General features: G+C 47.3%; 20 protein-coding genes, 1 tRNA gene and 1 riboswitch. Of the genes, 4 read left to right on the top strand and 17 right to left on the bottom strand.

The features are described from left to right. Positions 1–93 precede the first annotated feature (93 nt). The 16 genes from glgA to N774_RS0101640 all read right to left on the bottom strand — a co-directional run bounded on the left by glgA (position 94) and on the right by N774_RS0101640 (position 18,767). On the bottom strand, positions 94–1,515 hold the full coding sequence (gene glgA, locus N774_RS0101715) for a glycogen synthase GlgA (protein WP_024859577.1): 1,422 nt from the start codon (positions 1,513–1,515) through the stop codon (positions 94–96). A 15-nt stretch (positions 1,516–1,530) separates the two neighbouring features. After that, complete coding sequence (gene glgD, locus N774_RS0101710; protein ID WP_024859576.1) at positions 1,531–2,652, bottom strand: glucose-1-phosphate adenylyltransferase subunit GlgD; 1,122 nt, start codon at positions 2,650–2,652, stop codon at positions 1,531–1,533. Between the two features lie 14 nt (positions 2,653–2,666). Further along, positions 2,667–3,893: a glucose-1-phosphate adenylyltransferase gene (locus N774_RS0101705; protein WP_024859575.1), complete on the bottom strand. Its 1,227-nt coding sequence runs from the start codon at positions 3,891–3,893 to the stop codon at positions 2,667–2,669. Between the two features lie 36 nt (positions 3,894–3,929). Beyond that, the gene (glgB, locus tag N774_RS0101700) at positions 3,930–6,056 is read right to left on the bottom strand and encodes a 1,4-alpha-glucan branching protein GlgB (RefSeq protein WP_024859574.1); all 2,127 of its coding nucleotides are present in this window, start codon (positions 6,054–6,056) and stop codon (positions 3,930–3,932) included. Positions 6,057–6,304: 248 nt separating this feature from the next. Then, positions 6,305–8,536 carry a SpoIIE family protein phosphatase gene (locus tag N774_RS0101695; protein ID WP_024859573.1) on the bottom strand — a complete coding sequence of 744 codons (2,232 nt, stop codon included), beginning with the start codon at positions 8,534–8,536 and terminating at the stop codon, positions 6,305–6,307. Positions 8,537–8,675: 139 nt separating this feature from the next. Continuing rightward, entirely contained in the window at positions 8,676–9,068 is a 393-nt protein-coding gene (locus tag N774_RS0101690; RefSeq protein ID WP_024859572.1) for a bifunctional adenosylcobinamide kinase/adenosylcobinamide-phosphate guanylyltransferase, read from the bottom strand. 64 nt (positions 9,069–9,132) lie between these two features. Further along, the gene (locus tag N774_RS0101685; RefSeq protein ID WP_024859571.1) at positions 9,133–9,654 is read right to left on the bottom strand and encodes a bifunctional adenosylcobinamide kinase/adenosylcobinamide-phosphate guanylyltransferase; all 522 of its coding nucleotides are present in this window, start codon (positions 9,652–9,654) and stop codon (positions 9,133–9,135) included. A 24-nt stretch (positions 9,655–9,678) separates the two neighbouring features. Beyond that, the gene (locus N774_RS0101680; protein ID WP_024859570.1) at positions 9,679–10,650 is read right to left on the bottom strand and encodes a cobalamin biosynthesis protein; all 972 of its coding nucleotides are present in this window, start codon (positions 10,648–10,650) and stop codon (positions 9,679–9,681) included. Positions 10,651–10,678: 28 nt separating this feature from the next. Continuing rightward, entirely contained in the window at positions 10,679–11,533 is an 855-nt protein-coding gene (rsmA, locus tag N774_RS0101675) for a 16S rRNA (adenine(1518)-N(6)/adenine(1519)-N(6))-dimethyltransferase RsmA (protein ID WP_024859569.1), read from the bottom strand. 10 nt (positions 11,534–11,543) lie between these two features. Beyond that, positions 11,544–11,807: a hypothetical protein gene (locus tag N774_RS0101670; RefSeq protein WP_024859568.1), complete on the bottom strand. Its 264-nt coding sequence runs from the start codon at positions 11,805–11,807 to the stop codon at positions 11,544–11,546. A gap of 39 nt (positions 11,808–11,846) precedes the next feature. Continuing rightward, a complete protein-coding gene (locus N774_RS0101665; protein ID WP_024859567.1) occupies positions 11,847–13,436 on the bottom strand; it encodes an NAD(P)/FAD-dependent oxidoreductase in 1,590 nt (529 codons plus the stop codon). Further along, complete coding sequence (locus tag N774_RS0101660) at positions 13,433–14,674, bottom strand: aminoacetone oxidase family FAD-binding enzyme (protein ID WP_024859566.1); 1,242 nt, start codon at positions 14,672–14,674, stop codon at positions 13,433–13,435. The genes N774_RS0101665 and N774_RS0101660 overlap by 4 nt, the downstream gene beginning before the upstream one ends. Positions 14,675–14,679: 5 nt before the next feature. Continuing rightward, positions 14,680–15,543 carry a metallophosphoesterase gene (locus N774_RS0101655; RefSeq protein WP_024859565.1) on the bottom strand — a complete coding sequence of 288 codons (864 nt, stop codon included), beginning with the start codon at positions 15,541–15,543 and terminating at the stop codon, positions 14,680–14,682. Beyond that, positions 15,543–16,463, bottom strand: coding sequence for a mechanosensitive ion channel family protein (locus tag N774_RS0101650; protein WP_024859564.1), 921 nt, complete (start codon positions 16,461–16,463; stop codon positions 15,543–15,545). The genes N774_RS0101655 and N774_RS0101650 overlap by 1 nt, the downstream gene beginning before the upstream one ends. Before the next feature lie 147 nt (positions 16,464–16,610). Next, a complete protein-coding gene (locus tag N774_RS0101645; RefSeq protein ID WP_024859563.1) occupies positions 16,611–18,137 on the bottom strand; it encodes a polysaccharide biosynthesis protein in 1,527 nt (508 codons plus the stop codon). Between the two features lie 45 nt (positions 18,138–18,182). Then, complete coding sequence (locus N774_RS0101640) at positions 18,183–18,767, bottom strand: guanylate kinase (RefSeq protein WP_024859562.1); 585 nt, start codon at positions 18,765–18,767, stop codon at positions 18,183–18,185. 286 nt (positions 18,768–19,053) lie between these two features. Between N774_RS0101640 and N774_RS0101635 the strand changes: the two genes are divergently transcribed. After that, positions 19,054–21,753 carry a glycoside hydrolase family 9 protein gene (locus N774_RS0101635; protein ID WP_024859561.1) on the top strand — a complete coding sequence of 900 codons (2,700 nt, stop codon included), beginning with the start codon at positions 19,054–19,056 and terminating at the stop codon, positions 21,751–21,753. A gap of 154 nt (positions 21,754–21,907) precedes the next feature. Then, a complete protein-coding gene (locus N774_RS0101630; protein ID WP_024859560.1) occupies positions 21,908–22,552 on the top strand; it encodes a hypothetical protein in 645 nt (214 codons plus the stop codon). 40 nt (positions 22,553–22,592) lie between these two features. On the opposite strand, the gene N774_RS0101625 is transcribed toward N774_RS0101630, so the two are convergent. Then, the gene (locus N774_RS0101625; protein ID WP_024859559.1) at positions 22,593–23,396 is read right to left on the bottom strand and encodes an NUDIX hydrolase; all 804 of its coding nucleotides are present in this window, start codon (positions 23,394–23,396) and stop codon (positions 22,593–22,595) included. Between the two features lie 197 nt (positions 23,397–23,593). Here N774_RS0101625 and N774_RS0101620 point away from each other — a divergent pair. Both N774_RS0101620 and N774_RS0101615 read left to right on the top strand, forming a co-directional pair. After that, positions 23,594–23,670, top strand: a tRNA-Arg gene (locus N774_RS0101620). A 160-nt stretch (positions 23,671–23,830) separates the two neighbouring features. Then, complete coding sequence (locus tag N774_RS0101615) at positions 23,831–24,196, top strand: cupin domain-containing protein (RefSeq protein ID WP_024859558.1); 366 nt, start codon at positions 23,831–23,833, stop codon at positions 24,194–24,196. Between the two features lie 90 nt (positions 24,197–24,286). After that, positions 24,287–24,362: riboswitch (adenosylcobalamin-variant (AdoCbl-variant) riboswitch) on the top strand. Positions 24,363–24,453 lie beyond the last annotated feature (91 nt).

The raw sequence follows: 24,453 nt of genomic DNA, 5'->3' as shown, positions 1-24,453 counted from the left end.
CATAGACTGTTGCTCCAAATGTATAGTTTAGCCCGAAAGCAGCTTTAGCCGCTCTCGGGCTATAAATTTTCATTTTATCCGCGTGCGCTCGATTTACTTATTTGCAAGAAGCGACTTATATGTCTCAATATACTCTTCCGCAGAAGCCGACCAGCTGTGGTCACATTCCATGGCGCGCTCCATGAGCTCTTCCCATTCGGACTTATCATTATAGTCGTTCCACGCACGCTTTACAGCGTCAAGCATATCGTTGGCATTATAGGTCTTAAAGGTATACCCGTTGCCGTTTTCACCGCCGTTATCACGGACTGAATCGCGGAGGCCGCCTGTTTCGCGCACTATAGGGATCGCTCCGTAGCGCATCGCTATCATCTGTGCAAGTCCGCAGGGCTCACTCTGAGACGGCATGAGGAACATATCCGAGCCTGCATATATCCTGTGAGAAAGTTCGGGAATAAAGCCGATCGTTACCGACACTCTTTCGGGATAGCGCACAGCCATTTCCGTAAAGAAATCCTCATATATTTTCTCGCCGTTTCCGAGAATAGCAAACTTTATACCGTCATGTATCATCTCTTCAAAGACACAGCGTATAAGGTCGATGCCCTTATGTCTTACAAATCGTGAAACGATACCGATTATTGGTTCGTCGCCCTTTGCAAGTCCCAGCTCCTCAATAAGAGCCTCCTTGCACTTCGCCTTGCCTGCCTGCTTCTTTGATGAGTAGTTAGCTGCTATGTACTTGTCCTTTTCGGGATCATACAGCTTTATATCAATGCCGTTCATGATGCCGCGGAGCTTATACTGCTTTGTGACAAGAATCCTGTCAAGACCGTGTGCATACCACGGATCAAGTATCTCCCACGCATAGCTGGGACTGACCGTAGTTATCATGTCACAGGTCTCGATAGCACCCTTCATCATATTTACATAGCCGTCATACTCGATAAGTCCTGCGTTATACATAGGGATACCCATGAGTTCGCTGAGGACTTCCTTTCCGTACTTACCCTGATATTCGATGTTATGGATAGTGTAAACTGTCTTGATGCCGTCATAGCCCTGCTGATATTTATAATAAACATTATAATATACGGGTATGAGGGCAGTCTGCCAATCGTTGCAATTGATTATGTCTGGAGTGAATTTGATGTACTTCAGCATTTCAAGCACTGCCCTGTCAAAGAAAACGAATCTCTCGCAGTCGTCATAGAAGCCGTAAAGACCGTCTCTTGAATAGTAGTACTCATTATCGATGAAGTAGTAGGTTATACCGTCCTTGATAGTCATAAATATGCCGCAGTACTGCTTGCGCCACGAAACATCTACGGTTATATTGGTAAGGAATACCATTTTCTCGCGCAGCTCTGCACTTATGGACTTATAAAGTGGTATGACAACCCTGCAATCATGTCTCTTTGACTTTATTGCCTTGGGAAGAGAACCTACAACATCTGCAAGACCGCCTGAGGCTGCAAATGGCACAGCCTCACTGGCAGCAAAAAGTATTTTCATATTTGATCACCGCCGTCAGATCTTACCGCCTTTTCCAATATACAGCGGGTATGTTTCCGAGCCCGTAAGCACCTTATCGTTGCTTATCTCAACATTCTTATCGGTGATGACCGATGAGATGCTGCAGCTCGTACCTACCTTTGTGCCCTGGAACAGAACACAATCCTTTACTACTGAGTCCTTGCCTACTCTTACTCCTCTGAAAAGGATAGAGTTTATAACAGTCCCCTCAACTATACAGCCGTCTGCAATAAGGGAATCCTTGATGTTGGACTCCAGACCGTACTTAACGGGACCGTTGTCTCCTATCTTTGTAAGAACAGGCATTCCCTTTGTGAAAAGAGCATTTCTCTTTTCGGTTTCAAGCAGAAGTCTGCTTGAATTGTAATAGTTCTGAATGCTGTCTATCCTTGTGAAGAAGCCGTCATGCTTATAGCCCATTATCTTGAACTCGTCCTTCTTCGCCTGAAGTATCTCACGTGTAAAGCTGTACTGATTTCTGCTTGCAGCATCAGCAACTATCTTCTTAAGGAAGTCCTTTGTGATGATACACATTTCCAGCCAGAGATTGCACTCGCCCGAGATCTGAGGATCGACCAGTGTATCCTTGAGACGGTTCTCCTCGTCGAACTCCAGAACTGTAGCGCAGTTGTTCTTTTCGCAGCTGTAGTATCCTCTGCTGTAGATAAGGGTTATATCAGCTTCCGTTTCCTTGTGCTGTTTCAGCACGGGATTGAAGTTTATCATTGTTACCACATCACAGTTGGACATAATAACATACTTTGCATTTGAATGTTCAACGTATCTCCAGATATTATTCAGGGCGTCAAGTCTGCCCTTGTAGATGCTGCTCGTATGGCTGTAAGGCGGCAGGAGATGAAGTCCGCCCTTTTTACGGGCAAGATCCCAGTCACGTCCTGATCCGAGATGATCAAGGAGTGAACCGTAATTCGATTTCGTAATAACGCCTACCTCTGTAACTCCCGAATTAACAAAGCTCGATAACGGGAAGTCGATAAGGCGATAACGTCCCCCGAAAGGTATTGAACCCATTGTTCTCTGTTTTGTCAGCTCGCTGACATATGAATCATGCATACTTGCAAAGACAAGTCCCAAAACATTATAATTAACACTCATAGTACATTCCTCCGTCAGATCTTTTCGCCGATTATCTGTTTCGGCTCAACGACCTTGTTTTCCGAAACAGTAACGTTATGTCCGACAACGGCAATCCCCCAGTCTGATCTGTTGTCCACAGATTCGGGACTTGAACCGATACGTGCGTGACTTTCTATAACGCTGTCGCTTCCGACGATGGCATACTCAACAACTGCTCCCGATTTGATCACCGTACCGGGCATGATGATGCTGTAGTTTACAACAGCACCGGGCTCTACGGTAACACCTGAGAAAAGTATGGAGAAATCGACTGTTCCGTCGATAGTGCTTCCCTCAGATATCATTGAGTTCTCTATGCAGGCATTGTCGCCTACATACTGAGGAGGATAGTTGTTGTTTCGTGAATATATCTTCCAGTTGGGATCGTAAAGATCGAGAGGAACGCTTGGACTGAGAAGATCCATATTAGCCTCCCATAGTGAATCGAGAGTTCCTACGTCCTTCCAGTAGCCTTCAAACTCGTATGCAAAGAGTCTCTGCTTGTCGCGGAGCATTGATGTGATGATGTCCTTGCCGAAGTCCTTTGACCACGGCTCCCCCTTCTCACGCTTTGCATTGGCTTCATTTTCATTGTCGATGAGATACTTTTTCAGCTTTGCCCAGCTGAATACATAAATACCCATTGACGCAAGAGTAGACTTGGGCTCCTTGGGCTTCTCTACGAAGTCTGTTACCTGCTTCTGCTCGTCGCATATCATGATACCGAAACGTGAAGCCTCAGCTTTCGGAACATCTATGACCGAGATAGTGCAGTCCGCGTCGTTCTCAACGTGGAAATCAACCATCTTTGAGTAATCCATCTTATATATGTGGTCACCGCCGAGAACTACAACGTACTCGGGGTCATAACGCTCGATAAAGCGTATATTCTGGTATATTGCGTTTGCGGTACCCTCGTACCACGAAGCGCCTGCCTGTGTCTCATACGGCGGGAGCACGTGGACTCCGCCGTTCATTTTATCAAGATCCCACGGCTGACCGTTGCCGATGTACTCGTTCAGTACAAGGGGCTGGTACTGTGTGAGAACGCCCACTGTGTCTATACCTGAGTTGGTACAGTTTGAGAGAGGGAAATCTATAAGGCGATATTTGCCGCCGTATGGAACTGCGGGCTTAGCTACATTTTTAGTCAGTGCATAAAGTCTGCTGCCCTGACCGCCTGCAAGGAGCATTGCAACGACTCTTTTTTTACTATACATTGTTCTATACCTCCGAGATTAGTGTGGAATTTATTATTATTTATCAGCGGGCTTTTTCTTAGCCGATGTTTTCTTTACGGCTGCTTTCTTTGCAGGAGCAGCTGCTTTCTTAGAAGCGGCAGCTGTTTTCTTGACTGTGGGCTTCTTTTCGGAAGCAGCTTCCTTTTTCACTGTTGTTTTCTTTGCAGATGAAGCAGCGGAAGTCTTCCTTGCAGTTGTCTTTTTAGCAGCTTTTACAGTTTCCTCGTTCTTCTTCGGCTCTCTCTTTTTCACAGGTGCGAATTTGAGATAAATGACCGAGAGCGGAGCAAGGGTCATTGATATGCTGTTATCGAAGCCGTGCATGGGAACGCTTTCCGACTTGAAGGAAGTCTCTGTAACTCCCGAGCCTCCGAACTCAACAGCATCGGTATTGAATATAAGCTTGTACTTTCCCTTCTGCGGAACGCCTATCCTGTAATCTCGGCGTTCAACGGGAACGAAGTTGCAGACTGCGATTATCTCCTCGTCGTTATCGTCGATACGTCTGAATGAGATGATGCTCTGCTTGTAATCGTCATTCGATATCCAGCTGAAACCGTTCCATGAGTCGTCGTCCTGCCAGAGAGGAGCGTTTTCAATATAGAATCTGTTCAGCTTTTCAGAGAACTTCTGTAAATTCCTGTGCGAATCATATTCCATAAGTCCCCAGTCAAGCTGTGACTTGTAATTCCATTCGTTCATCTGACCGAATTCCTGTCCCATAAAGAGCAGCTTCTTACCCGGATGCGCCATCATATACGCCAGAAACGCACGATAAGAAGCAAACTTCTGATCGTACTCTCCGGGCATTTTATTTATCATGGAGCACTTTCCGTGAACTACCTCATCATGTGAGATAGGCAGGATATAGTTCTCCGAGAATGCATAGAAGAATGAGAATGTGAGCTTATCGTGATTGAACGCACGATAGATAGGATCAAGGGACATATAGCTGAGCATATCATTCATCCAGCCCATGTTCCACTTGAAGTTGAAGCCAAGTCCGCCTAAATCGGTGGGCTTTGTTACAAGGGGCCATGCAGTTGACTCCTCGGCTATCATAAGAGCGTCGGGGTGCTTGAGGAATACAGCTTCATTGAGGTGCTTAAGGAACTCAACAGCTTCAAGGTTCTCATTGCCGCCGTAGATATTTGCAGCCCATTCGCCGTCACGTCTGTCATAGTCGAGATAGAGCATTGAAGCTACCGCATCAACCCTCAGACCGTCTATATGGAATTCATCGAACCAGTAATTAGCACTGGAAATAAGGAAAGAGCATACCTCAGCCTTGCCATAGTCGAATACTCTTGTTCCCCACGCCTTGTGCTCCTTTTTGCGGTCGTCCGTATACTCATAGCAGCAGGTGCCGTCAAACTCATACAGACCTGCCTCGTCCTTTGGGAAGTGGGCAGGTACCCAGTCAAGGATAACACCTATGCCTGCCTCATGGAAGAGGTCTATCATCTTCCTCATATCATCGGGAGTACCGTAGCGTGAGGTCGGTGCAAAATAGCCTGTGACCTGATATCCCCATGAACCGTCATAGGGGTACTCCGTAAGAGGCATGAACTCAACATGAGTATATGACATCTTTTTGAGATAAGGGATTATCTCCTTGGCGAATGTAACATAATCAAGGAATATCTCATCGCCGTAGTTCTTCCACGAGCTGAGGTGGACCTCATAGATATTCACGGGGCTTTTGTATATGCTCTTGACATTCTTTTCCCTGAACCATTTATCATCGCTCCACTCAAAACTGCTCTCAAATATTTTGGAAGCGGTCCCGGGGCGTGTTTCAAAATGAGCAGCATAGGGGTCAGCCTTGTTTATGACCCTGCCGTCCTTAGTTTCTATGCTGAACTTATAAGCGTCAAACTGGCTGAGCTTACCTATCTCAGCCTCCCAGATACCGTCAGAAATAAGCTTCATGGGATTCTTTGTCCTGTCCCATTTATTGAAGTCTCCGACAACAGATACGCTTACAGCATTAGGAGCCCAAACTCTAAAAATGAAGATCTTGCTCCGTCCCTTTTTTACAGGGTGAACGCCAAAAAATTTATATGCCTCATAGTTTTTTCCCTGGTAAAAAAGGTACAGCGGAAAATCGTTTGTATTATTGTTATTATTATTAACAGACATGATTCAGCCTCCTTTGCTATAATACATTTTATCAGAATCAGCAGAATTATTCAAGCTTTTTTATGAAATACGCTCAAATTTCATACGTTATGCTAATATTACCACACCTTATTAGTGCAATTTGACGTATTGTTTCTTGTATTTATTTGCAGACTCTTGTTAAAATGCACAGCAAATGTCACCAAATCCGCCTCAAAGTATGACATTTGAGTTAATATTTTGTTCACAAACTCATTGCTTTGTAATTATTATGACATTGTAACTCTCACTCCGATAACGGTCACATCATCAGCGTGTATATTGGGATTGAACACCTCTGATTTTGCGCATATCTCGTTCACTATATGTCTCAGATCATCACCGCCCAGCAGCAGCTCCTTGATGAAAGGAAAGGAGCTCTCTGATATGCCGTCGGAAAACATTATAACTATATCCCCCTCCTCAAATCCGCACTCCTTCACAAACAGTTCCGAGCTTTCATAGATACCGATGGGGAATGTGGGCGAGGTTATCTTCAGCACGCTTCCCCGATGACGTATCAGCGTTGCCGCAGCTCCTGATTTTATTACTGTAAGACCACATTCGTCAAGGTCCAATCTGACTGCATCAAGGGTAGCAAAGCTCTCATCACGGGACTTTGTTACCATAACAGAATTTATCAGCTTCACCGCCGAGTCGAAGTCAACTCCGCTTGTTACAAGACGGCGGAAAAGCCCGACCACAAGACGGGACTGAGCTGCCGCTTCCCTGCCTGTTCCCATACCGTCGGACAGAGTGACATATGCTGTTCCCTCACCGTCACAGAATACCGCATGGGTATCGCCGTTCTCATTTGAACCATCAGCGCTGGCAGAAGCAGCTGCCACCTCTATGGAGTATAGCGGCTTTTCAAAAATACGGATACGGATCTCGTTTCCCGAGCGGACAGGTTCTGTATGGTCGAGATGTAAATGAAGCTCGTCTGCAATAAGGTCGCAGACCCTTGTACTACTCTCGGGACAGCACTCCGCAGAGAAGTATATCTCCGCAAGTAGCCGGTTCTTATTGTTATAATATGCAATGACAGATCTGGGTTCGATACCGAATTTTTCAAGCTTTTTTCTTATGCTTCGGCTTATGTTCTCGGAGTAGCGCACGTTTACACGCTCACCAGCCGAACGCACAAGCTCCTCGGTAATTTTCAGCTGCTCGTGCAGGATACTTCTGCTCTCGGAAAATCGCATTTCCATAAGCTTTGCCGCAGCCTTTTCGTGAGAGCTTTTGGCAAAAGCGTCAAGAAGCTCACCTTTATGGAGGCAGTCTGCAAGCTCCGACGGAAAGCTCTCCGCAGCAAACTCCGTCATATCCGAAAGTTTTGAAAAACCGCGGTAAGTATTTCCCCTGTCGGACTTCCAGCAAAAGGGCTTGCGATAGCAAAGGGAGCAGACTCTTTCCGAGTTATCCTCTATTTCTCTTTTCCTGTCGCCGCCCAGTGCAAGCATCCCCGATATGCGCTCCGACTCAGTGCGAAGCTCCTTGACAGTCTTTGAGAGGAAGTCCATGCGTGTACTGATAATGTCGGAAAAGGTATCTCCCGCGCCGTCGGCTGTCTTTATCCATTTATCCGAAAAATAAGGCGCTAAAGGCATAAAAAGCAATGCTCCGCATATGATCCCAAGTATGCTGTAAACGCTGTTCACGGTCAGACCTGTCAAGGCTGTCAGTACAAAGCTTATGCTGATGAAGCCTACAGCCGTGGTCTGAGGCTTTTGTCTGTGAAGAAAGCCTGTGAGCAGTCCCGCAGCTGGGAGAAGTACTATATCCGTTCCGACTGTTTTGGCAGCAAGAAATGCTCCGCAGACCGTTAGTGTTCCGCAGATAACTCCACCTGCCTGTTTATAGAAATACGCTCCCCCAATAGTTACTGCCGAGCCGATGATCACGCCTGCATTCAGTGCGGGCAGCTTAACTGTACACAGTGCCGAGATCATGAGTATATAGACAACAGTGCATGAAAAGCCGCCTGTGCCTGAAAGGTCGATCACCTGCCGCTTTTTCATTCCGATTATGACAAGGGCTGCCGAATACGCCGCAAAGCCTGCGACTGCTCCGTAGAACCCGTAAAAAGGCAGCTTGTACAGCAGCTCGCCGATGACAGCCGAAACTGCTATGCCCGAGGCAAGTACACTTGCAAAGGTGTTTATACCGCACAGCTTCGGATCGTTTTTGGGTTCAAGGAACATTTTTATTATTACGATAAGCGCAAGCGCCGATAGCTTCACAATATTATGTCCTACAGCGCCGCTTAGTATACTTCGCACAAGACTTCCTGTAAATACGGCAGCAGAGGAAGTAAGTCCTACAGCTCCTGCGGCTGAAATATCAGCAAAGGACGCTACTCCCGCGATCTTTGCGTCAGACATGAAAAATCCCGCTGCAAATGAAGCCGAAAAAGCTGCCACACTATAAAAATATTTCCATGATATTATATTTTTTATCATTGTCTTCACCTCACAAAAATATACTATACCATCTGCAAGGTGAGTTATCTGTCAGAATATGCCGCAGAAAAAATCAATATCATTGTTTTTTCGGCGAATAAAGTAAAAAGCTGTGCAAAGCACAGCTTTAGTCTGTTTTTCAGTTGATCTTTTTCTTGATATACATAGGGATACCGCATGTGACTCTTATTACCTCGTCACTGGCGCGTGCTATTATACATCCGCACTTCCCCGTTACCTCACGGCGCTTGCGCTCGGATTTCTCCGATGGTATTATTCCGCAGCCTATCTCGTCAAGTATTATCACGGCGTCCTTATTCTCGCTGCAAAGGCGCTCTGTAAACTGCACGCAGTCAATGCCCTGTGCAATAAGTCTTGCTATAAGTCTGTGATAGCTCTTAATGCATTTAGCGCTGAAAACCTCTTCAAAATCACAGGTAGAACCATTTGTTATATCTGCCTGCTCCATTCCGAAATGACTGCATACAAAATCCAGCTTACCCTGATATGCTCCGCCTGTTACCATTTTCATGCTTCTATACCTCCGTGATTTGTTTTGAATGTTCCTGCATTTATTTCATATATTCTATGCCTGCTCAGCAGATGACCGAGCCTTTAAGAGCTACAGGGATACCGTAGACGCACTCCACTACATTATCGGCAAATTCAGCCACTCTCCTGCTTATCTCGCCCATTTCCTTTATGTATTCCATAAGATCGGGGGAATAGGCTATCCCGTCCATACCCACGGAATTTGTGACTATAACAAGCTCGGAAGCCTTTGCACCTATGAGCTGTAAGCCCGAAACTATCTTATCAGCTGTGCGGAGTATCTTACCGCCCACATACTTTTCGTTGGCACAGAGCTTTCCTAAATCTTCCACAAGTACCGCACTGCCAATGGGTATATCGGCGTATGCAATATCTCTCATACACTCTATGGTATTATATTTCTTCTGAGTACGCATCTTCATGTGTCGGGCAATGATCTCCTGCGCCTCGTCACCAACGGGATTGCTCGTAGCCAGATAGTATTTGGGACAGCTGAGCCTGTCCATAAGCTTTTCGGCATAACCGGATTTTCCGCATTTTGTACCTCCTGTCACAAGAGTGATCATTTCATCTCAACACCTTTCCATACCTCAGATCTTCTTTTCAAAATCAAGGAACACAGGTGCCTCGGCAGCTGCTATCCTTACATTGTCAGAAACAGTCTCGGGGATAATGAGCTTTCCGCCGCTGCACATTTCCGCCATTTTCCCGCAGGAAGCTTCCTCGCCTGCAAGCTCCTCGGCAGTATAGCTTCTCAGATGTATATCATTCTTTTCACAGAAGCTGCTGAGCGCTGCATTTTCCTCTGCCGCAGTGATCTCGCGGACACGCCTTATATCAGTGCCGCCAAGAACCGTTTTTACAGCGTTTTCTATATTTTCGAGAGCTGTTTCGCTTTCACAGCATATACCCAGAACTATGTTCCTCGGTACAAGATTCACCGTAATGTCAAAAGGCTTGTCGTCTGTATTCGTGCTTATGCAAATACCTTTCCTGCACACTCCGAACTCAGTAAGCTCCTCGGGAAGTCCGCTGTGCCTGTAGTTGCTGAAATAGCCTATCTTTTCATCGTGAAGAACTGCCGCTGCGATCTCCTTTGCAGCTTTAGTGTCACATATGATAAGGTCATTTGCAGCCGCAAAGCCTTCAAGTGTAAAGCCTGCGTCCTCCTCGTCGGACGTGGTTATGACAGCAGTCATACCAAGAGAATCAGCAAGTGTCTCAGCAAGATGATTTGCGCCGCCTATGTGTCCAGAAAGAACAGGGATAACAAATCTGCCGCCGTCGTCCATGACTATTATGGCAGGGTCATCGGGCTTTGTCCCAAGGTACGGTGCCGCCGCCCGAACTGCTATCCCGCATGCACATACAAATATAAATGCGTCGGAGCGCTCAAAAAGCCGTCCCACCATGCTGCCCATATTCCAGAAAACTGCAGAGCTGTCGTCAGTATGCTTGTGGAAGCAATAGCGGCTCACTCTGTGCTCTACTCCCAGTGCCTCAGACACTCGCATTGAGAGCTGCCTGCCGTTTTCAGTTACAGAAAAAACTGCTATATTCATATTTTTTCAGCCTTTCTGAATTCAGTTATCATTGTTTTTGAAGCTCCGCCGAAAGAGCTATGAGCTGCTCCATGTCGAGCTGCTCGATACGTGCAGCCTCGGGCAGTCCCAGAGCTTTAAGTGCTGTATACGCTTTCTCCTTTGGTATGCCAATTACGGAAGAAAGTGAGTTGGCAAGAGTCTTTCGGCGCTGTGAAAAGCCTGCCTTGACCACCTTGAAGAAAAAGCGCTCGCTTTCCTCATCAAGCCTGTGCTCGGTGTTCAGGTCTATCCTGATAACAGCCGAGTCCACATTGGGCGCAGGCATGAAGCTGCCGCGGGATACATCAAAGAGCTTTTTCACCGTACCGTAGTAATTTACTCCCACGGTAATAGCTCCAGAATCGCGGGTACCCACCTTTGCGCAAAGGCGCTGAGCTGCTTCCTTCTGCACCATAACAGTTATTGACTCGATAGGCAGCCTGTTCTCCAGAAGCATCATTATGATCGGAGATGTGATATAGTAAGGCAGATTAGCACATACAGCCACACGAAGTCCGCCGAACTCCTCGGCTATGAGCTTGTGCAGGTCGCACTTCATCACATCTTCGTTGATAATCTTTACGTTGTCGAATTCCTCAAGAGTCTCCGCCAGTATGGGCAGAAGCCGCGAGTCGATCTCCACAGCCGTGACCTTGTCAGCCCGCTTTGCAAGCTCAGCGGTAAGAACTCCGATACCCGTGCCTATCTCAAGTACGCCGAAGCCCTGGCAGGCATTGCCGTTCTCAGCTATCTTAGGACATATATCTGGATTGATTATAAAATTCTGTCCCAGTCCTTTCGAGAAGCTGAAGCCGTGCCGACCGAGTATCTCCTTAACTGTACCGATATTTGTTAGATTCATTCGTTTCTCCTTAGACCTTGTGACGTTCCTTTTCGGAAAACTCCTTTTGCTTGGCGTCATTGAGCTTATCCATTGTATTCACAAGGTAATCAGCCGATCGGTAGGCTCTCTGAAAATCCATATCCTTGAAGTGGACCTGCAAGTCCACGTATTCGCCGTCAATAATAATATCCAGCTCACCGATCTGCCGTCCGACATATTTCTGACCCGCGTACTTTATGTACTCGTCGATCTCACGTCTGTCCATTTCTCCGCCAATAACATTGATCTTCATATTAAGCCTCCGTTTCGATCTATAATTTGTAAATATGCTTTACTCAGCCAGTGCTTCAAGCACGGCTTCTGCGCATTTCATGCCGTCAACTGCCGCTGATACTATGCCGCCTGCATAGCCTGCTCCCTCACCGCAGGGATAGAGCCCTTTCAGTGACAGCGACTGCATGTCCTCTCCCCTGTTTATGCGCACAGGAGAGCTGCTCCTGCTCTCGATGCCTGTCAGCACAGTATCGCCATCGTCAAAGCCTTTTATCTTTTTGCCCATTTCGGTTATACCCATTCGCAGTGATTCACAGACATAGTCGGGAAGATACTCCTCGGGTGCTGCAAACTTTACGTCGGGACGGTATGATGGCTTGACCCTGCCAAGCTTTTCGCTGACACGTCCAGCCATAAAATCACGGAGCACCGCCGCAGGTGCGCGGTAATCGCTTCCACCTGCAATAAAGGCTTTTTCTTCAAGCTCTCGCTGGAAGTACATTCCTGCCAGCGGGTGGTCGCTTCCGTAGTCCTCGGGACCGACATTTACAAGGAGAGCGCTGTTGGAGTTCTCGGCATCACGGGCAAAACAGCTCATGCCGTTGACTGCCAGCCTGCCCTCCTCGGAGGAAGCCGCCACAACATATCCTCCGGGACACATGCAGAATGTATAGAGAGTACGTCCGTTTGGAAGATGTACCGCAAGTTTGTAGTCCGCGGCTTTAAGCGCCTTGTGTCCTGCAAAATCGCCGTACATAGCCCTGTCAATATCTGTTCGGAGATGCTCTGCACGAACTCCCACAGAAAAGCTTTTTTGCGAAAGCTCTATTTTCTCATTGTAAAGAAGCTCAAAAACGTCCCTTGCGCTGTGACCTGTTGCAAGTATGACACTTTTTGTTTCTATAGTTTCAGTACTGCCGTCATGTATGTATCTTACTGCGGAAACAGAGCCGTTTTCGGCTTCAAAACCGCAGAATTTTGCGTTGAATCTAACATCTCCCCCAAGAGCAATAACTCTCTCGCGAAGAGCCTTTACCGCGCCGCGGAGCTTGTCCGTGCCGATATGGGGCTTTGCAAGGTAGAGTATCTCCTCGGGAGCGCCGAACTCCACAAGACGTTCAAGTATCCAGCCTATACGCCTGTCCTTGATACCTGTGGTGAGCTTGCCGTCGGAAAAGGTGCCTGCTCCGCCCTCACCAAACTGCACATTGCACTCAGGGTCAAGTCTTCCGCCGCTCTGAAATTCCCCCACAGCCTTTACGCGTGAGTCCACATCGCCGCCTCTTTCAAGGACTATGGGCTTTGCGCCTGCCATTGCAAGAACCAATGCCGCATACATTCCCGCAGGTCCGAAGCCTACTATAACGGGACGGTATGGGGCGTTTTTCAAAGCAGAGATATTATACACGGGCTTTTCGTACTTGGACGCATTTTTCAGCGTTTTCAGCAGCTTTTCCTCGCCCTTTGCCTCGATGTCAAGTGATATGAGAAAGTGAACGTCACTCTTTTTTCGTGCGTCCACCGACTTCTTTGCAAGCCTTGCGCTGATAAGCCTGTCACGGCTTATTTTAAGTTTTTTTTCGCACAGAGCTTCAAGGTTGGAAAGGTCTGTATCAAGTGACACCCTGATACCGCCTACTCTTATCATAAGAGTGCTCCTCTCAGTGAATTTGCACAGCAGCGTCCAGCCATAATGCCTGATGACCACGCCCACTGGAGATTGTAGCCGCCGCAGTCTCCGTCAACGTCAAGTATCTCGCCGCAGAGGAATATGCCCTTTGCACCTCTCAACTGGAGCTGCTCGTCAACACATTCGCCGCTTATGCCGCCTGAGGTCACCTGCGCTTCTTTCCACGGCGCGCTTCCCAGAACTTCAAAGTCAAGATTCTTTATGAGCTGAGCTATCTGACGCAGGTCAGCTTCTTTAAGAGCCGAGATAGACTCGGTAAGAGGCTTTCCGAGAGCCCGTTTTGTCAGATAGAACGCCAGATTGCGGACAAAAAGTCCCGTGAGGAGCTCCTCTAAGGTGCAGCGGCCGCGCTGATACTGTATGATACGTAGATAGCCTATGAGCTGCTCCATGTCCATGTCCGACGCAAGGTCAAGACGCAGAGTCAGCTTGCCGTCGTACTGAGATATGAGATGAGCCATATTGAATACGCAGATACCCGACAGAGCGCTCTCTGTGAACTGTATCTCGCCGGTTTCCTCTTTGAGTATCCTGCCAGCGGAAAGTGCCATGACTCTGCCCTTTGCACGTACTCCCTTGAGACCTTTCAGAAGCTCGGGGCGTACCCTCAGAGGCGCTACAGCAGGGCATATCTTTGTGGTGTGACAGCCGTTGCTGCGAAGAAGCCTTATTACACTTCCGTCAGTACCGAACTGAGGAGCAGCATAGCCGCCTGCCGCTACGATAACACGCTTGCAGGGATACTTCTCGCCTTTTGAGTTCGATATCTTAAAGCAGTCGGGAGTGCTCTCGATAAAGTTCGCCTCAAAGCCGCACCGCTCAACGATGCCAAGCTCCTGTGCACGGAGACGTAATGCATTGAGAACAGTTGCCGCACTGTTGCTGCGGGGGTATATCCTGCCCTTTGAATCCGCAGAGCACACAACACCGATACTGCCGAAAAATTCCTTGGCTGTGGGCGTACCGTTGATAATTCGCATAATGTTCTTTACGCTGCCGTGATAGTGGTGAGAGCCCATATCCATGTTGCTGAGATTGCATCTGCCGTTGCCTGTAGCAAGAAGCTTCTTGCCGACACGGTCAAGCTTTTCAAGGATAACTACCCTTGCCTTAGGCATTACGTTTTTTGCTTCGATCGCTGCTGCAAGTCCTGATGCGCCGCCCCCTATAACGGCAATATCTGTGATCTTACTCATATGTTTCACCCCTTTGGTCTGATATCCATAATGACTACCTCGGGACGGTTGCAGAAACGCACAGGCGCAGGATAAACTCCTATACCCGAGGTTATGAACATCGTTCCGCCCTCATAGTCAAAAAAGCCTTTGTCATATATCTTCTGCTCCTTGTGAAGAAGCTTCGGGAACCATTGTTTTTTCTCGGAGCAATACAGCGGACCTGCTCCGAATGGGAGCTGCGCCATTTCTCCGTGAGTATCTCCGCACAGCGTCAGATCTGCTCTGAAATCTGCGAACTTATCGTAATTCGGGATATGTGCAAGAAGAATATTATAGCTGCTCTCGTCAAGTGCGAAAGCCGTGCTCAGGTCAAACGTAGGACTGTAGTAAACATTGTCTATACCCATGATATGGAGCCTGCTGCCATTAACGTCTACAGTCTCCTCGTCATAGCTCAGAACGTGTGCTCCTGCCTTTTGCAGCTCGGATACGTAGCGTTCATCGGTATCGTGTTCGCCTGTAACACAGTAAACCTGATAGCCTGCCGATACGATATCCGCTGTCAGGTCAATGGGCTTCTGTATCAGGTCCCACTCGCTTTTTCTTGTGTACATATCACCGAGGATAAACACAATATCCGGAGAAGCATCAGTCACGCTCTGAACGATAGTGCTGTTCTTTATGCCGTGCTTTGTGGCGTGCAGATCGCTTATGACCGCAATACGCACGGGAGAACTCACCTTTGTAGTTTCGAGCTCTGTCTCGGTGATCTTCAGCGTATAGTTGCTGAACCACCATACTCCGAGAAATATAAGTATCCAAAGCCATAAACGGGATTTTTTCTCTGCTTTCCTGGCAGGCGCTTTGTTCTGCTTTTTTTCAGCCATCAAATCTTATCCTTTACATGAATATCAAGCTGTGGGAACGGTATCTCGATACCGCTGTCATCAAAGGCAGCCTTTACTGCTTCCGTCATATTGTAGCGCTCCGTGAGATAGTCAGCATTGTTAACCCATACAAGGACATCAATGGATACGGAGCTGTTGTTATGCGAGCTCATACGCACTATCGGCTCAGGAGTTTTCAGTATAAGCTTCTCCTGAGCTATGATACCGAGAATGACCTCGCGGGCTTTCCCGAAATCTGCGCTGTAGCTGATATCGAAGCTGAGGTCGATACGCCTTGTGGGAGTTTCCGTATAATTGACTATCTTAGCCTCTGTGACCTTGCCGTTCGGGATAAACACGGTCTTGTTGTCAAAGGTTATTATCTTTGTGTAGAAAATGCCTATATCACGGACTGTTCCAACTGATTCGTCAAGCTCGATTATATCTCCAGCAGTAAAGGGCTTGGTGAAAAGTATGATGAATCCGCCGCTGAGATTGGAAAGGCAGTTTTGCAGGGCAAGGCTGATAGCAAGTCCTGCTGCACCAAGTATGGTGATTATTGAGGACATAGGCACTTTCAGCACCGACAGAGCCATGATTATGACTGCTATATAAAGGATTATCTTGATAAGGGATACAAGAAAGCTCTTTGCAGCGCCGTTTACGTTTGACTTCGTTACCGCCTTGCCTACCAACTTTGCAATAAGCTTGGAAATAAGTATGCCGACAATAAATATAACAAGAGCTATTATCACTGTGGGAAGCGCTCTCTGTACGTAACCTAAGGCGTCGCCGATAAGTCCCGAGGTCTCTTCCACGGATTCCTGTATGCTGCCTATTACTTCACCTGTTGTCTCCTCGGCAGCTTCTGAGGCAATGACCTCCGAGGCTTCCTCCGTTAGGCTGTATAAACCTGTCAAAACATCATCAACTCCAAAAATGATTACTTATAAAATAGTATAACATATAAATTATGAAATAGCAAGAAAGGCATAAAAAATTTACAAATAACTTCATATTAACGCAAAAACAGCACCAAAGCGACTGCTTTAATGCTGTTTAAACTCTTATTTTGTTACAGCGTTTTTCTCCGCCTGCATCTTGTTGAATTCCTCGGGTGTGATGAAGGTAGGCACCATCTCGTGGAGAGCTGTTATTGCGACTTCTTCATCGTTGAGCTGTGAAGCGTCACGAAGCTTCTTTAAGCGTGAAGCAAAATGCTCCTCGTCGATATCTATCTGCTTACCGATAAAGATGAGCTTGTTGGAGGTCTTTTTTAGTCCCTCCTCGTCCATAAGGAGCTCTTCCTTTATCTTCTCACCGGGACGGAGTCCTGTGAACACTATTGGAACATCTTTATAAGGCACCTTGCCGTACATTCTGATAAGATTCTCTGCAAGAGTAACTATCTTGACAGGCTTTCCCATATCAAGAACGAATATCTCGCCGCCGTGAGCAATGGCAGCTGCTTCCATTACAAGGCTTACAGCCTCGGGGATAGTCATAAAGTAACGTATTATATCCTCATGGGTAACAGTTACAGGCTTGCCCTGCTCTATCTGCTTCTTGAAGAGCGGTATTACCGAGCCGTTTGAACCGAGAACGTTTCCGAAACGTGTTGTGACAAACTCTGTCCTGCCCTCATGCTGCTGTGAAAGGTACTGAACAATCATCTCGCAGCAGCGCTTTGAAGCACCCATGGCATTGGTGGGGTTTACAGCCTTATCTGTTGATATCATCACAAACTTCTTGACATCATGATACTGTGCAAGGGTCGCAACGTTGAATGTACCGATCACATTGTTCTTTATTGCTTCCATGGGAGAAACTTCCATAAGCGGAACATGCTTGTGTGCAGCCGCATGGAAAACGATCTCTGGCTTGTACCTCTCAAATATCTGGTTCATACGATAGTAATCACGTACAGAAGCAATAAGGGTAACAAGATCAAGCTTCTCGCCGTACTCCATGACAAGCTCCTGCTGTATCTCGTAGGCGTTGTTCTCATAAATATCAACGATGATGATCTTCTTAGGGCCGTACTTTGCTATCTGGCGTACAAGCTCGGAGCCGATGCTTCCGCCGCCGCCTGTTACCATACATACCTTTCCGCTGATGAAATTCCTGATATCCTTATTATCGAACTTGATTGGATCACGTCCAAGGAGCTCCTCGACCTTGATGTCATGTACCTGTCCGAGAAGTGTAGCTGAATCGTCAAGGATAAGAGTACCTATAAACGGTACTATTTTAAGAGGCAGCTTTGTCTCGTTGCATATGTCGATAACAGCCTTGCGCTCGTCAGATGTAAGCGACGGGATAGCAAGAATAAGCTGTTCTATCTCAAATTCCTTTGCATACTTTACAATTTCGTCTTCTCTTCCCACGACCTTTACACCCATTATTTCGGTGCCGATCTTTTTCGGGTCGTTGTCGATAATACAAACAGGATTGAACGTAGCAGAATATTTATCCTCGGTATACGGCGACTTCTGAGCATTGAATATCTCATTGAGAAGCATCTCGCAGCATACACCGCCGCCGATTATCATAGTCCTTTTTGCACATTCACAGTAATTAATTTCCGAACTCACAATAAACCTCCCTGATCCCGCTTCCATGCGGAAAAGCCAAAAAAATCATTTCATAAAATCAGATATATACATTTTAACAGCAGCCAGACACTCTTCGAGGCTGCCGTTATTTGAAAATCGCTTATCAATCCCAGCTTCGCTGAGCTTTTCCTCCGAAAAGTCCTCATTATCAGCAAGGAACCTGCGGCACAGCTCCGCATACTTAGGTGCGGACTGACGCTTTTCTCTCTCCACAGCCCTCAGGAACCTGATGTCATCATCTACTTCGATATAGACAGGCACCAGTACTTCATCGCCGAGATGCTCCCGTATTTTAACATAAGACTCAAGGGTACCGATACCGATACGATCCCCCATATCGGTGCTGATACTGTCCTTTGCAGTGTAATAAGTCCACTTGCCGCACTTTGTATCGTATGTACGCCATTCAACGACCTCACCGCTGTCCCTCATGGCATTAAAGCAGCCGTCGTCAACAAAATGATATTCGATGCCCTCATGCTCACCTGCGCGGATAGGACGGGTAGTGTAGAGAACTATCGGAACAAGCTCCATATCCTCGAGGATACGGCTGTAAACAGTATCCTTTCCCGACGAGCTCTTTCCCATAATATAAAAAATATGGTTCATACCATAACTCCTGTTAATAAAGTAGCACAGAATAATCCATACAAAAAACATTATATCACATCAAAACAAAGAAATCAAGTCTACAAATTGCTTATTTACGACTTTTCGGGCAAATCTTGCGGAAATAGTCTAAATAGCCGAAATATTTTGTGCAAAGGCTGTTATTATGAGCAAAATGCCGTTTTATGGGGCTAATTTGTAAATTTTCCTTTGCTTTTCTTTACAATGCTTATAAAAAGTATTAAAGTATATAATGGAAAAATTACAGAAAACGGAGGTTTCAGGCATGAAAAAGAAAAAAACTGCTTGCAGAGCTGTTTCGGCTCTTGCTGCTGTCGTTGTTGCAGCGGGCGCTGTATGCCCCGCCGGAACACAGTTCGCTCCCCTCACTGCGGACGCAGGTCAGCAGCTCGGTCAGACAGACTTTGAAAACGGAGTGGGACTCCCGTGGCACATTGTAGAGTCCGCTCCGGGCGAAATGGACTTCAGGATCGACAAAGGCGCTTACACCGTTACTATCGTAAATCCCGGCGGAGCTTCCCGCGGCGGCGAGGATCGCTGGGACTGTCAGTTCAGACACAGAGGACTGAAAATAGTCTCGGGACACAAGTACAAGGTATCCTATGAGATAACTCCGTCCGAAAGCGGCAAATACTACACAAAGATAGGCAATCTTGACGGCGACGTTGAGATATGGCACAACATGATGGCTGACGGCGGTCCCGACTTCAACAGCACTTGGGACTGCATACAGATAGGCAAGAACGAGACAAAAAAAGTCGATGTTACATTCACTGCCGACAAGTCCCTCGACGTTGCCGAATGGGCATTCCATTTAGGCGGCGACGGTCAGTACACCAACGGCGACTGCTTCCCCGCAGGCACAGAGATAAAGTTCGACAATATGTCTCTCATCGACCTTACAAGCGATGATAACGATTACCCCGAGGCAGATGTCTGGGAGCGTGCAGGCATACTTACCAATCAGGTGTGCTATTTCCCCGACAGAGCCAAAAAGGCTACCCTTTTGAGCGATTCCTCAAAGCCTGTCAAATTTGAGGTCATCGATGACTCAGGCAAGACTGTATTTGAAGGCAAGTCCACTCCTTTCGGCCACGACAAGGACTCCGACGACGAGGTACATGTTATCGACTTCTCGGAGCTTAACAAGGAAGGTACATACCACATCGAAGCCGAGGACGGCTCCGAGAGCCGTGACTTCGTTATAGGCGGTTCGGATATATATTCAAGCCTGCTTTATGACTCCCTAAACTACTTCTATCAGAACAGAAGCGGTATAGAGATAGAGAGTGATTTCATATCCTCGGGCGATGCTTCCGAGCTTGCCCGTGCAGCAGGTCACCCCAAGGATATGGCTGAGATCGAGCAGACATGGGGCTACAGCGGCAGCAGCGGTTCCATTGACGTTACAGGCGGCTGGTACGACGCAGGCGACCACGGAAAATACGTCGTAAACGGCGGCTTCTCACTCTGGCTCATGCAGAATCAGTACGAAACAGCCGTTAAGTACGGCTTCGATAAAGCCTATGCAGACAGCACTATGCTCCTTCCCGAAAATACCAACGGCGTCCCCGACCTTCTTGACGAGACGCGCTGGGAAATGGAATGGATGCTGAAAATGATAGTTGACAGCGGCGACTACAAGGGCATGGCTTACCACAAGGCTCACGACGAGAAGTGGACAGCTCTGGGAATCGCTCCTGCTGACGACGATATGAAGCGTATCGTGAAGCCGCCTACAACTGCTGCTACTCTCAACCTTGCAGCCTGCGGCGCTCAGGCAGCAAGACTCTGGAAAGACTACGACAGTGATTTTGCTGATCAGTGTCTGGAAGCTGCAAAGAACGCATTTGAGGCCGCAAAGAAGCACCCCGATATGTACGCTCCTCTTGATGAGTCCATAGGCGGCGGAGCTTACGGCGATACAGACGTTGAGGACGAATTCTGCTGGGCTGCTCTGGAGCTCTTCATCACCACAGGTGACGAGGACTACTACGACGAGGCAGCAGAAAACAAGTTCTTCCTCGATATGCCTCAGAGTCTCGGCGGCGGCGAAAGCGTTGACACGGTGGGCAGCTTCGACTGGGGCAACACAGGCGGTCTTGCTACACTAAGCGCTGCTCTCAATTCCGAGAAATTTGACAAGGGCGATGCTGAGATAATACAGGAGGCTATCGTTTCGGCTGCCGACCACTTCATCTCCCTTGAAGAGAATCAGGGCTACGGCGTGCCTTACGGTCAGAGTACTCTCAGCTACAACGACAGTGACGAGGGCTACATCTGGGGCTCCAACTCATTTGTGACCGACAACGCCATTGTTATGGCTTATGCATATCTTCTCACCAATGAAGATACCTATCTCGACGGCGCTATCGGCGGCATGGACTATATCCTTGGCAGAAACGCCATGGACTATTCATATGTTACAGGCTACGGTACTCACGCTATAGAGTATCCTCACCACCGCTACTGGGCTAAGCAGATAGACGAGACATTCCCCAAGGCTCCAAACGGAGTAATGTGCGGAGGTCCAAACTCAGGTATGCAGGACCCGTGGGTACAGGGCTCAGGCTGGAAGAAAGGCGAGATACCTCCGCAGAAGTGCTACCTTGACAATATCGAGGCTTGGTCTGTAAATGAGTGTACTATCAACTGGAACGCTTCTCTTGCATGGCTTGCAGGCTTCACAGCTCAGGAGGCAACTGACGAGGGTATAGTGATAACTGCCCATTCAAACGGAAAGAAGACCGACAAGGACGAAGCAGCTACCACGAAGTCAAAAAAGACAAAAACAGAGAAAACAACTGCCAAGACCACAAAAGAAAAGCAGACGACTGAGGAAAAAGACAGCAAGGACAGCAGCGGCCTCCTCAAGATAGGTCTTATTGCAGGTGCGGCAGTTATCGCACTCATCTCACTGGAGCTGTTCATCTATAAAATGGCAAAGCTGAAAAAAAAACGATAAATAAACAAAAAGGCGTAGCAATACGCCTTTTTTGTTATAATCTTCCGGTACACTTTTCATCATACTTTCACATAAATGGACATACTCAGGCTTGACTTTTTCCGACATCAGTAGTATAATAGATACATATCTATGTACAGGAGAGTGTTTTTTCATGAGTAGAGGAAACGGCTTTTTCAGTAATCTGAAAAAATCCACCAAGATAACCCTCGTATCGTGCGGCTGTTTTATTGCACTTACAGCTGTTATACTTACATTTTTCGTTATGTTCCCTATCACTCCGTCTGAGAAGATGATCTCAAGCTTCGGACGTGAGAGCATATATAAGCAGGATCCTCAGGCTGCAAGCCCTACTACCGCTGTAACTACTACAGCTACAAATGATGTCACTGCAACAAAGACCAAACGAACAACTACCGTTACAAAGGTGAAAAGAACAGAGTTCACAATAAGCTTCACCTCGGGCAACGGCTTCTTCAAGGGTCAGAAGATCCCGTCAGGCAACTTCTCGGGTGAACTGAACACCTACACTCCCACGACCACAACTACTGCCGTAAGCGGTATCGCAGGCGGCAGCGGAGAGCTTACAACATATCCCAACGGTGAAACTCCTACAGCAGATCCAAACGGCGGTACCGGAACAGGTACAGGCACTGAAGCTCCCGTTGAGGGCGGCGGAACAGGTACAGGTACAGGCACTGAAACTCCGGCTCCTGTTGAGGGCGGCGCAGGTTCAGGCTCAGGTGCAGCAGCCGAAACTCCGGCTCCTGTTGAGGGCGGCGCAGCAGCTGCTGAATAAACAAAAGCAAAGGCTTCCGATAATTCGGAAGCCTTTTTATTTAGAATACAGCCTTTTTTATCATGTCAAGCTCTTCAAGGGATATGCAGTTCGGGATATCCTCGTATTTCATTACTGAGAGAAGCTCGTCTATCTCAGCCCAGCACACCTCGGAGACCTCTGAGGACTGGAGCACAAGATCCTCGATGTTTATATTCTCACGGCATATGTATACTGCCACCAGCTCATTGTCATGTATATCGCCCTTATTGAACTCAGCCTTTTTGAGCCCGATGAATTCAAGCTTGCTTCTGTCTATATCAAGCCCCAGCTCCTCATGGACTTCTTTAAGCGCGGTATAGCGGAACTCGTCCCCCTGTGACACATGACCTGCCGCAGATACGTCATAGCAGTCGGGATTGATGTCCTTTTCGTGGGCACGCTTTTGCAGAAGCACGAAAACTCCCATATCGCGGCGCTTTATCATCCATATATGCACTGTCGGGTGGAGCTCTCCGTCCCTGTGGACAAGGCTTCTCGGCTTGCTGTCAGCAGTTATTCTTGCCTTATCGTCAATAAGGTTGAGAAATTCATCGGAAATAAACTCGACCTTTATCTCCGAGTTCTCCTCGGCAGCCTCGGTAAATACCGATTTTATCTCGTCAATAGTCTTGTTTTCAATTTTCTCGTCGGAAATATACACCTTATAGGACGCAGGAGCGCCTTTCTCGGCAATAGCTCCCGAAAGAGTGAATTTATCGGTTATATCAGCAATTCCCAGCTTTTTTGCTATTTCAGTGTAGAGCTTTTCCTCAGAAGAGAGTCTGCTCAGAAAAATTTCAACATCTTCCATAATCTTCTCCATTTGATCTCTTTTTCCCGTAAACGCCTTTATTCAGCGGTATTCATTATATACCCATGCGACTGAAATGTCAAGTCCTTTTTCCGAAAATAGCATATAATATCAATGTTTAACAATAGCTGTATTTATATTAAAATATAAAATTATATCTCAGCTCTTGCAATAAGCAGAAATATGTGGTAAAATATTATTCGTAATGTGTCCCAATAGCTCAGTAGGATAGAGCGACTGCCTCCTAAGCAGTAGGCCGGAGGTTCGACTCCTCTTTGGGACGCCAGCGCAGAGCCTGCGCCCCCTTCCACGGGGGCGCTCGTTTTTACCCGCTCACTCTTTACGAAAATGCTGCTCTGCTTTCACCGACGGCACTTTTTTGTTTTTACAGCTTACACATCTCCCGCTGCAAAGCAGCGGTCAATAACATTTATGGAGGTAACATCATGGAATTCATAAGCGCTGACAGCATAAAGGCTCTGTCAAATCCGGGCGTTGTATCACGTCAGCTTCTTAATCCCGAGAACTCGGAAAGCACAAGGGTTACTATCACTGAGGTCCACCTTGAAGTGGGAGCAAGCCAGCCCCGCCATACACATGAGGCTTCAGAGCAGATATGGTACGCTACAAAGGGCAGCGGTACTCTCCTGCTGGCAGACGATGCCACAATGCCTTTCAAGGCAGGCGATGTTGTACGCTTTGCCGATAAGGACGTACATGGGCTTCTCAATGACGGCGACGAGGAATTCGTCTATGTTTCCGTGACAGCTCCGCCTATCAATTTCGGCTACGCTTATCAGAAAAAGTCCTGATACGCAGCAGACAGCTTTTCATTTTTTAATAATACGTGAATTATTCTTACTGAATATTGCATTTCAGAAAACAATATGCTATAATACTTTTGTCTGAAACTGAGGGAAGTACGGTGCAAATCCGTCGCAGCAGTCACTGCCGTATAGTCGGATCGCTCGTCAGACAACTGGTATTACACGTTTTTGGACAGTGAAAAACGTTGCCGAAGAACTTTGCAGTTCTGTGCAAAGCTGTTTTCTGCGCTTTTTCGCTATGC

The sequence above is a fragment of the Ruminococcus flavefaciens AE3010 genome (assembly GCF_000526795.1).
Lineage (GTDB): Bacteria > Bacillota > Clostridia > Oscillospirales > Ruminococcaceae > Ruminococcus > Ruminococcus flavefaciens_D.
The sequence above is the reverse complement of the archived record's forward strand: the minus strand, read 5'-3'. Positions and strand labels throughout refer to the sequence as shown.

Bases quoted from the DNA above. Each gene is read 5' to 3' on its own strand.
- N774_RS0101625 (WP_024859559.1), bottom strand. From the start codon at position 23,396: ATGGAGAAGATTATGGAAGATGTTGAAATTTTTCTGAGCAGACTCTCT.
- N774_RS0101640 (WP_024859562.1), bottom strand. From the start codon at position 18,767: ATGAACCATATTTTTTATATTATGGGAAAGAGCTCGTCGGGAAAGGAT.
- glgD (WP_024859576.1), bottom strand. From the start codon at position 2,652: ATGAGTGTTAATTATAATGTTTTGGGACTTGTCTTTGCAAGTATGCAT.
- N774_RS0101680 (WP_024859570.1), bottom strand. From the start codon at position 10,650: ATGAATATAGCAGTTTTTTCTGTAACTGAAAACGGCAGGCAGCTCTCA.
- N774_RS0101630 (WP_024859560.1), top strand. From the start codon at position 21,908: ATGAGTAGAGGAAACGGCTTTTTCAGTAATCTGAAAAAATCCACCAAG.
- N774_RS0101655 (WP_024859565.1), bottom strand. From the start codon at position 15,543: ATGGCTGAAAAAAAGCAGAACAAAGCGCCTGCCAGGAAAGCAGAGAAA.
- glgA (WP_024859577.1), bottom strand. From the start codon at position 1,515: ATGAAAATACTTTTTGCTGCCAGTGAGGCTGTGCCATTTGCAGCCTCA.
- rsmA (WP_024859569.1), bottom strand. From the start codon at position 11,533: ATGAATCTAACAAATATCGGTACAGTTAAGGAGATACTCGGTCGGCAC.
- N774_RS0101705 (WP_024859575.1), bottom strand. From the start codon at position 3,893: ATGTATAGTAAAAAAAGAGTCGTTGCAATGCTCCTTGCAGGCGGTCAG.
- N774_RS0101685 (WP_024859571.1), bottom strand. From the start codon at position 9,654: ATGATCACTCTTGTGACAGGAGGTACAAAATGCGGAAAATCCGGTTAT.
- N774_RS0101670 (WP_024859568.1), bottom strand. From the start codon at position 11,807: ATGAAGATCAATGTTATTGGCGGAGAAATGGACAGACGTGAGATCGAC.
- N774_RS0101665 (WP_024859567.1), bottom strand. From the start codon at position 13,436: ATGATAAGAGTAGGCGGTATCAGGGTGTCACTTGATACAGACCTTTCC.
- N774_RS0101660 (WP_024859566.1), bottom strand. From the start codon at position 14,674: ATGAGTAAGATCACAGATATTGCCGTTATAGGGGGCGGCGCATCAGGA.
- N774_RS0101635 (WP_024859561.1), top strand. From the start codon at position 19,054: ATGAAAAAGAAAAAAACTGCTTGCAGAGCTGTTTCGGCTCTTGCTGCT.
- N774_RS0101695 (WP_024859573.1), bottom strand. From the start codon at position 8,536: ATGATAAAAAATATAATATCATGGAAATATTTTTATAGTGTGGCAGCT.
- glgB (WP_024859574.1), bottom strand. From the start codon at position 6,056: ATGTCTGTTAATAATAATAACAATAATACAAACGATTTTCCGCTGTAC.
- N774_RS0101690 (WP_024859572.1), bottom strand. From the start codon at position 9,068: ATGAAAATGGTAACAGGCGGAGCATATCAGGGTAAGCTGGATTTTGTA.
- N774_RS0101615 (WP_024859558.1), top strand. From the start codon at position 23,831: ATGGAATTCATAAGCGCTGACAGCATAAAGGCTCTGTCAAATCCGGGC.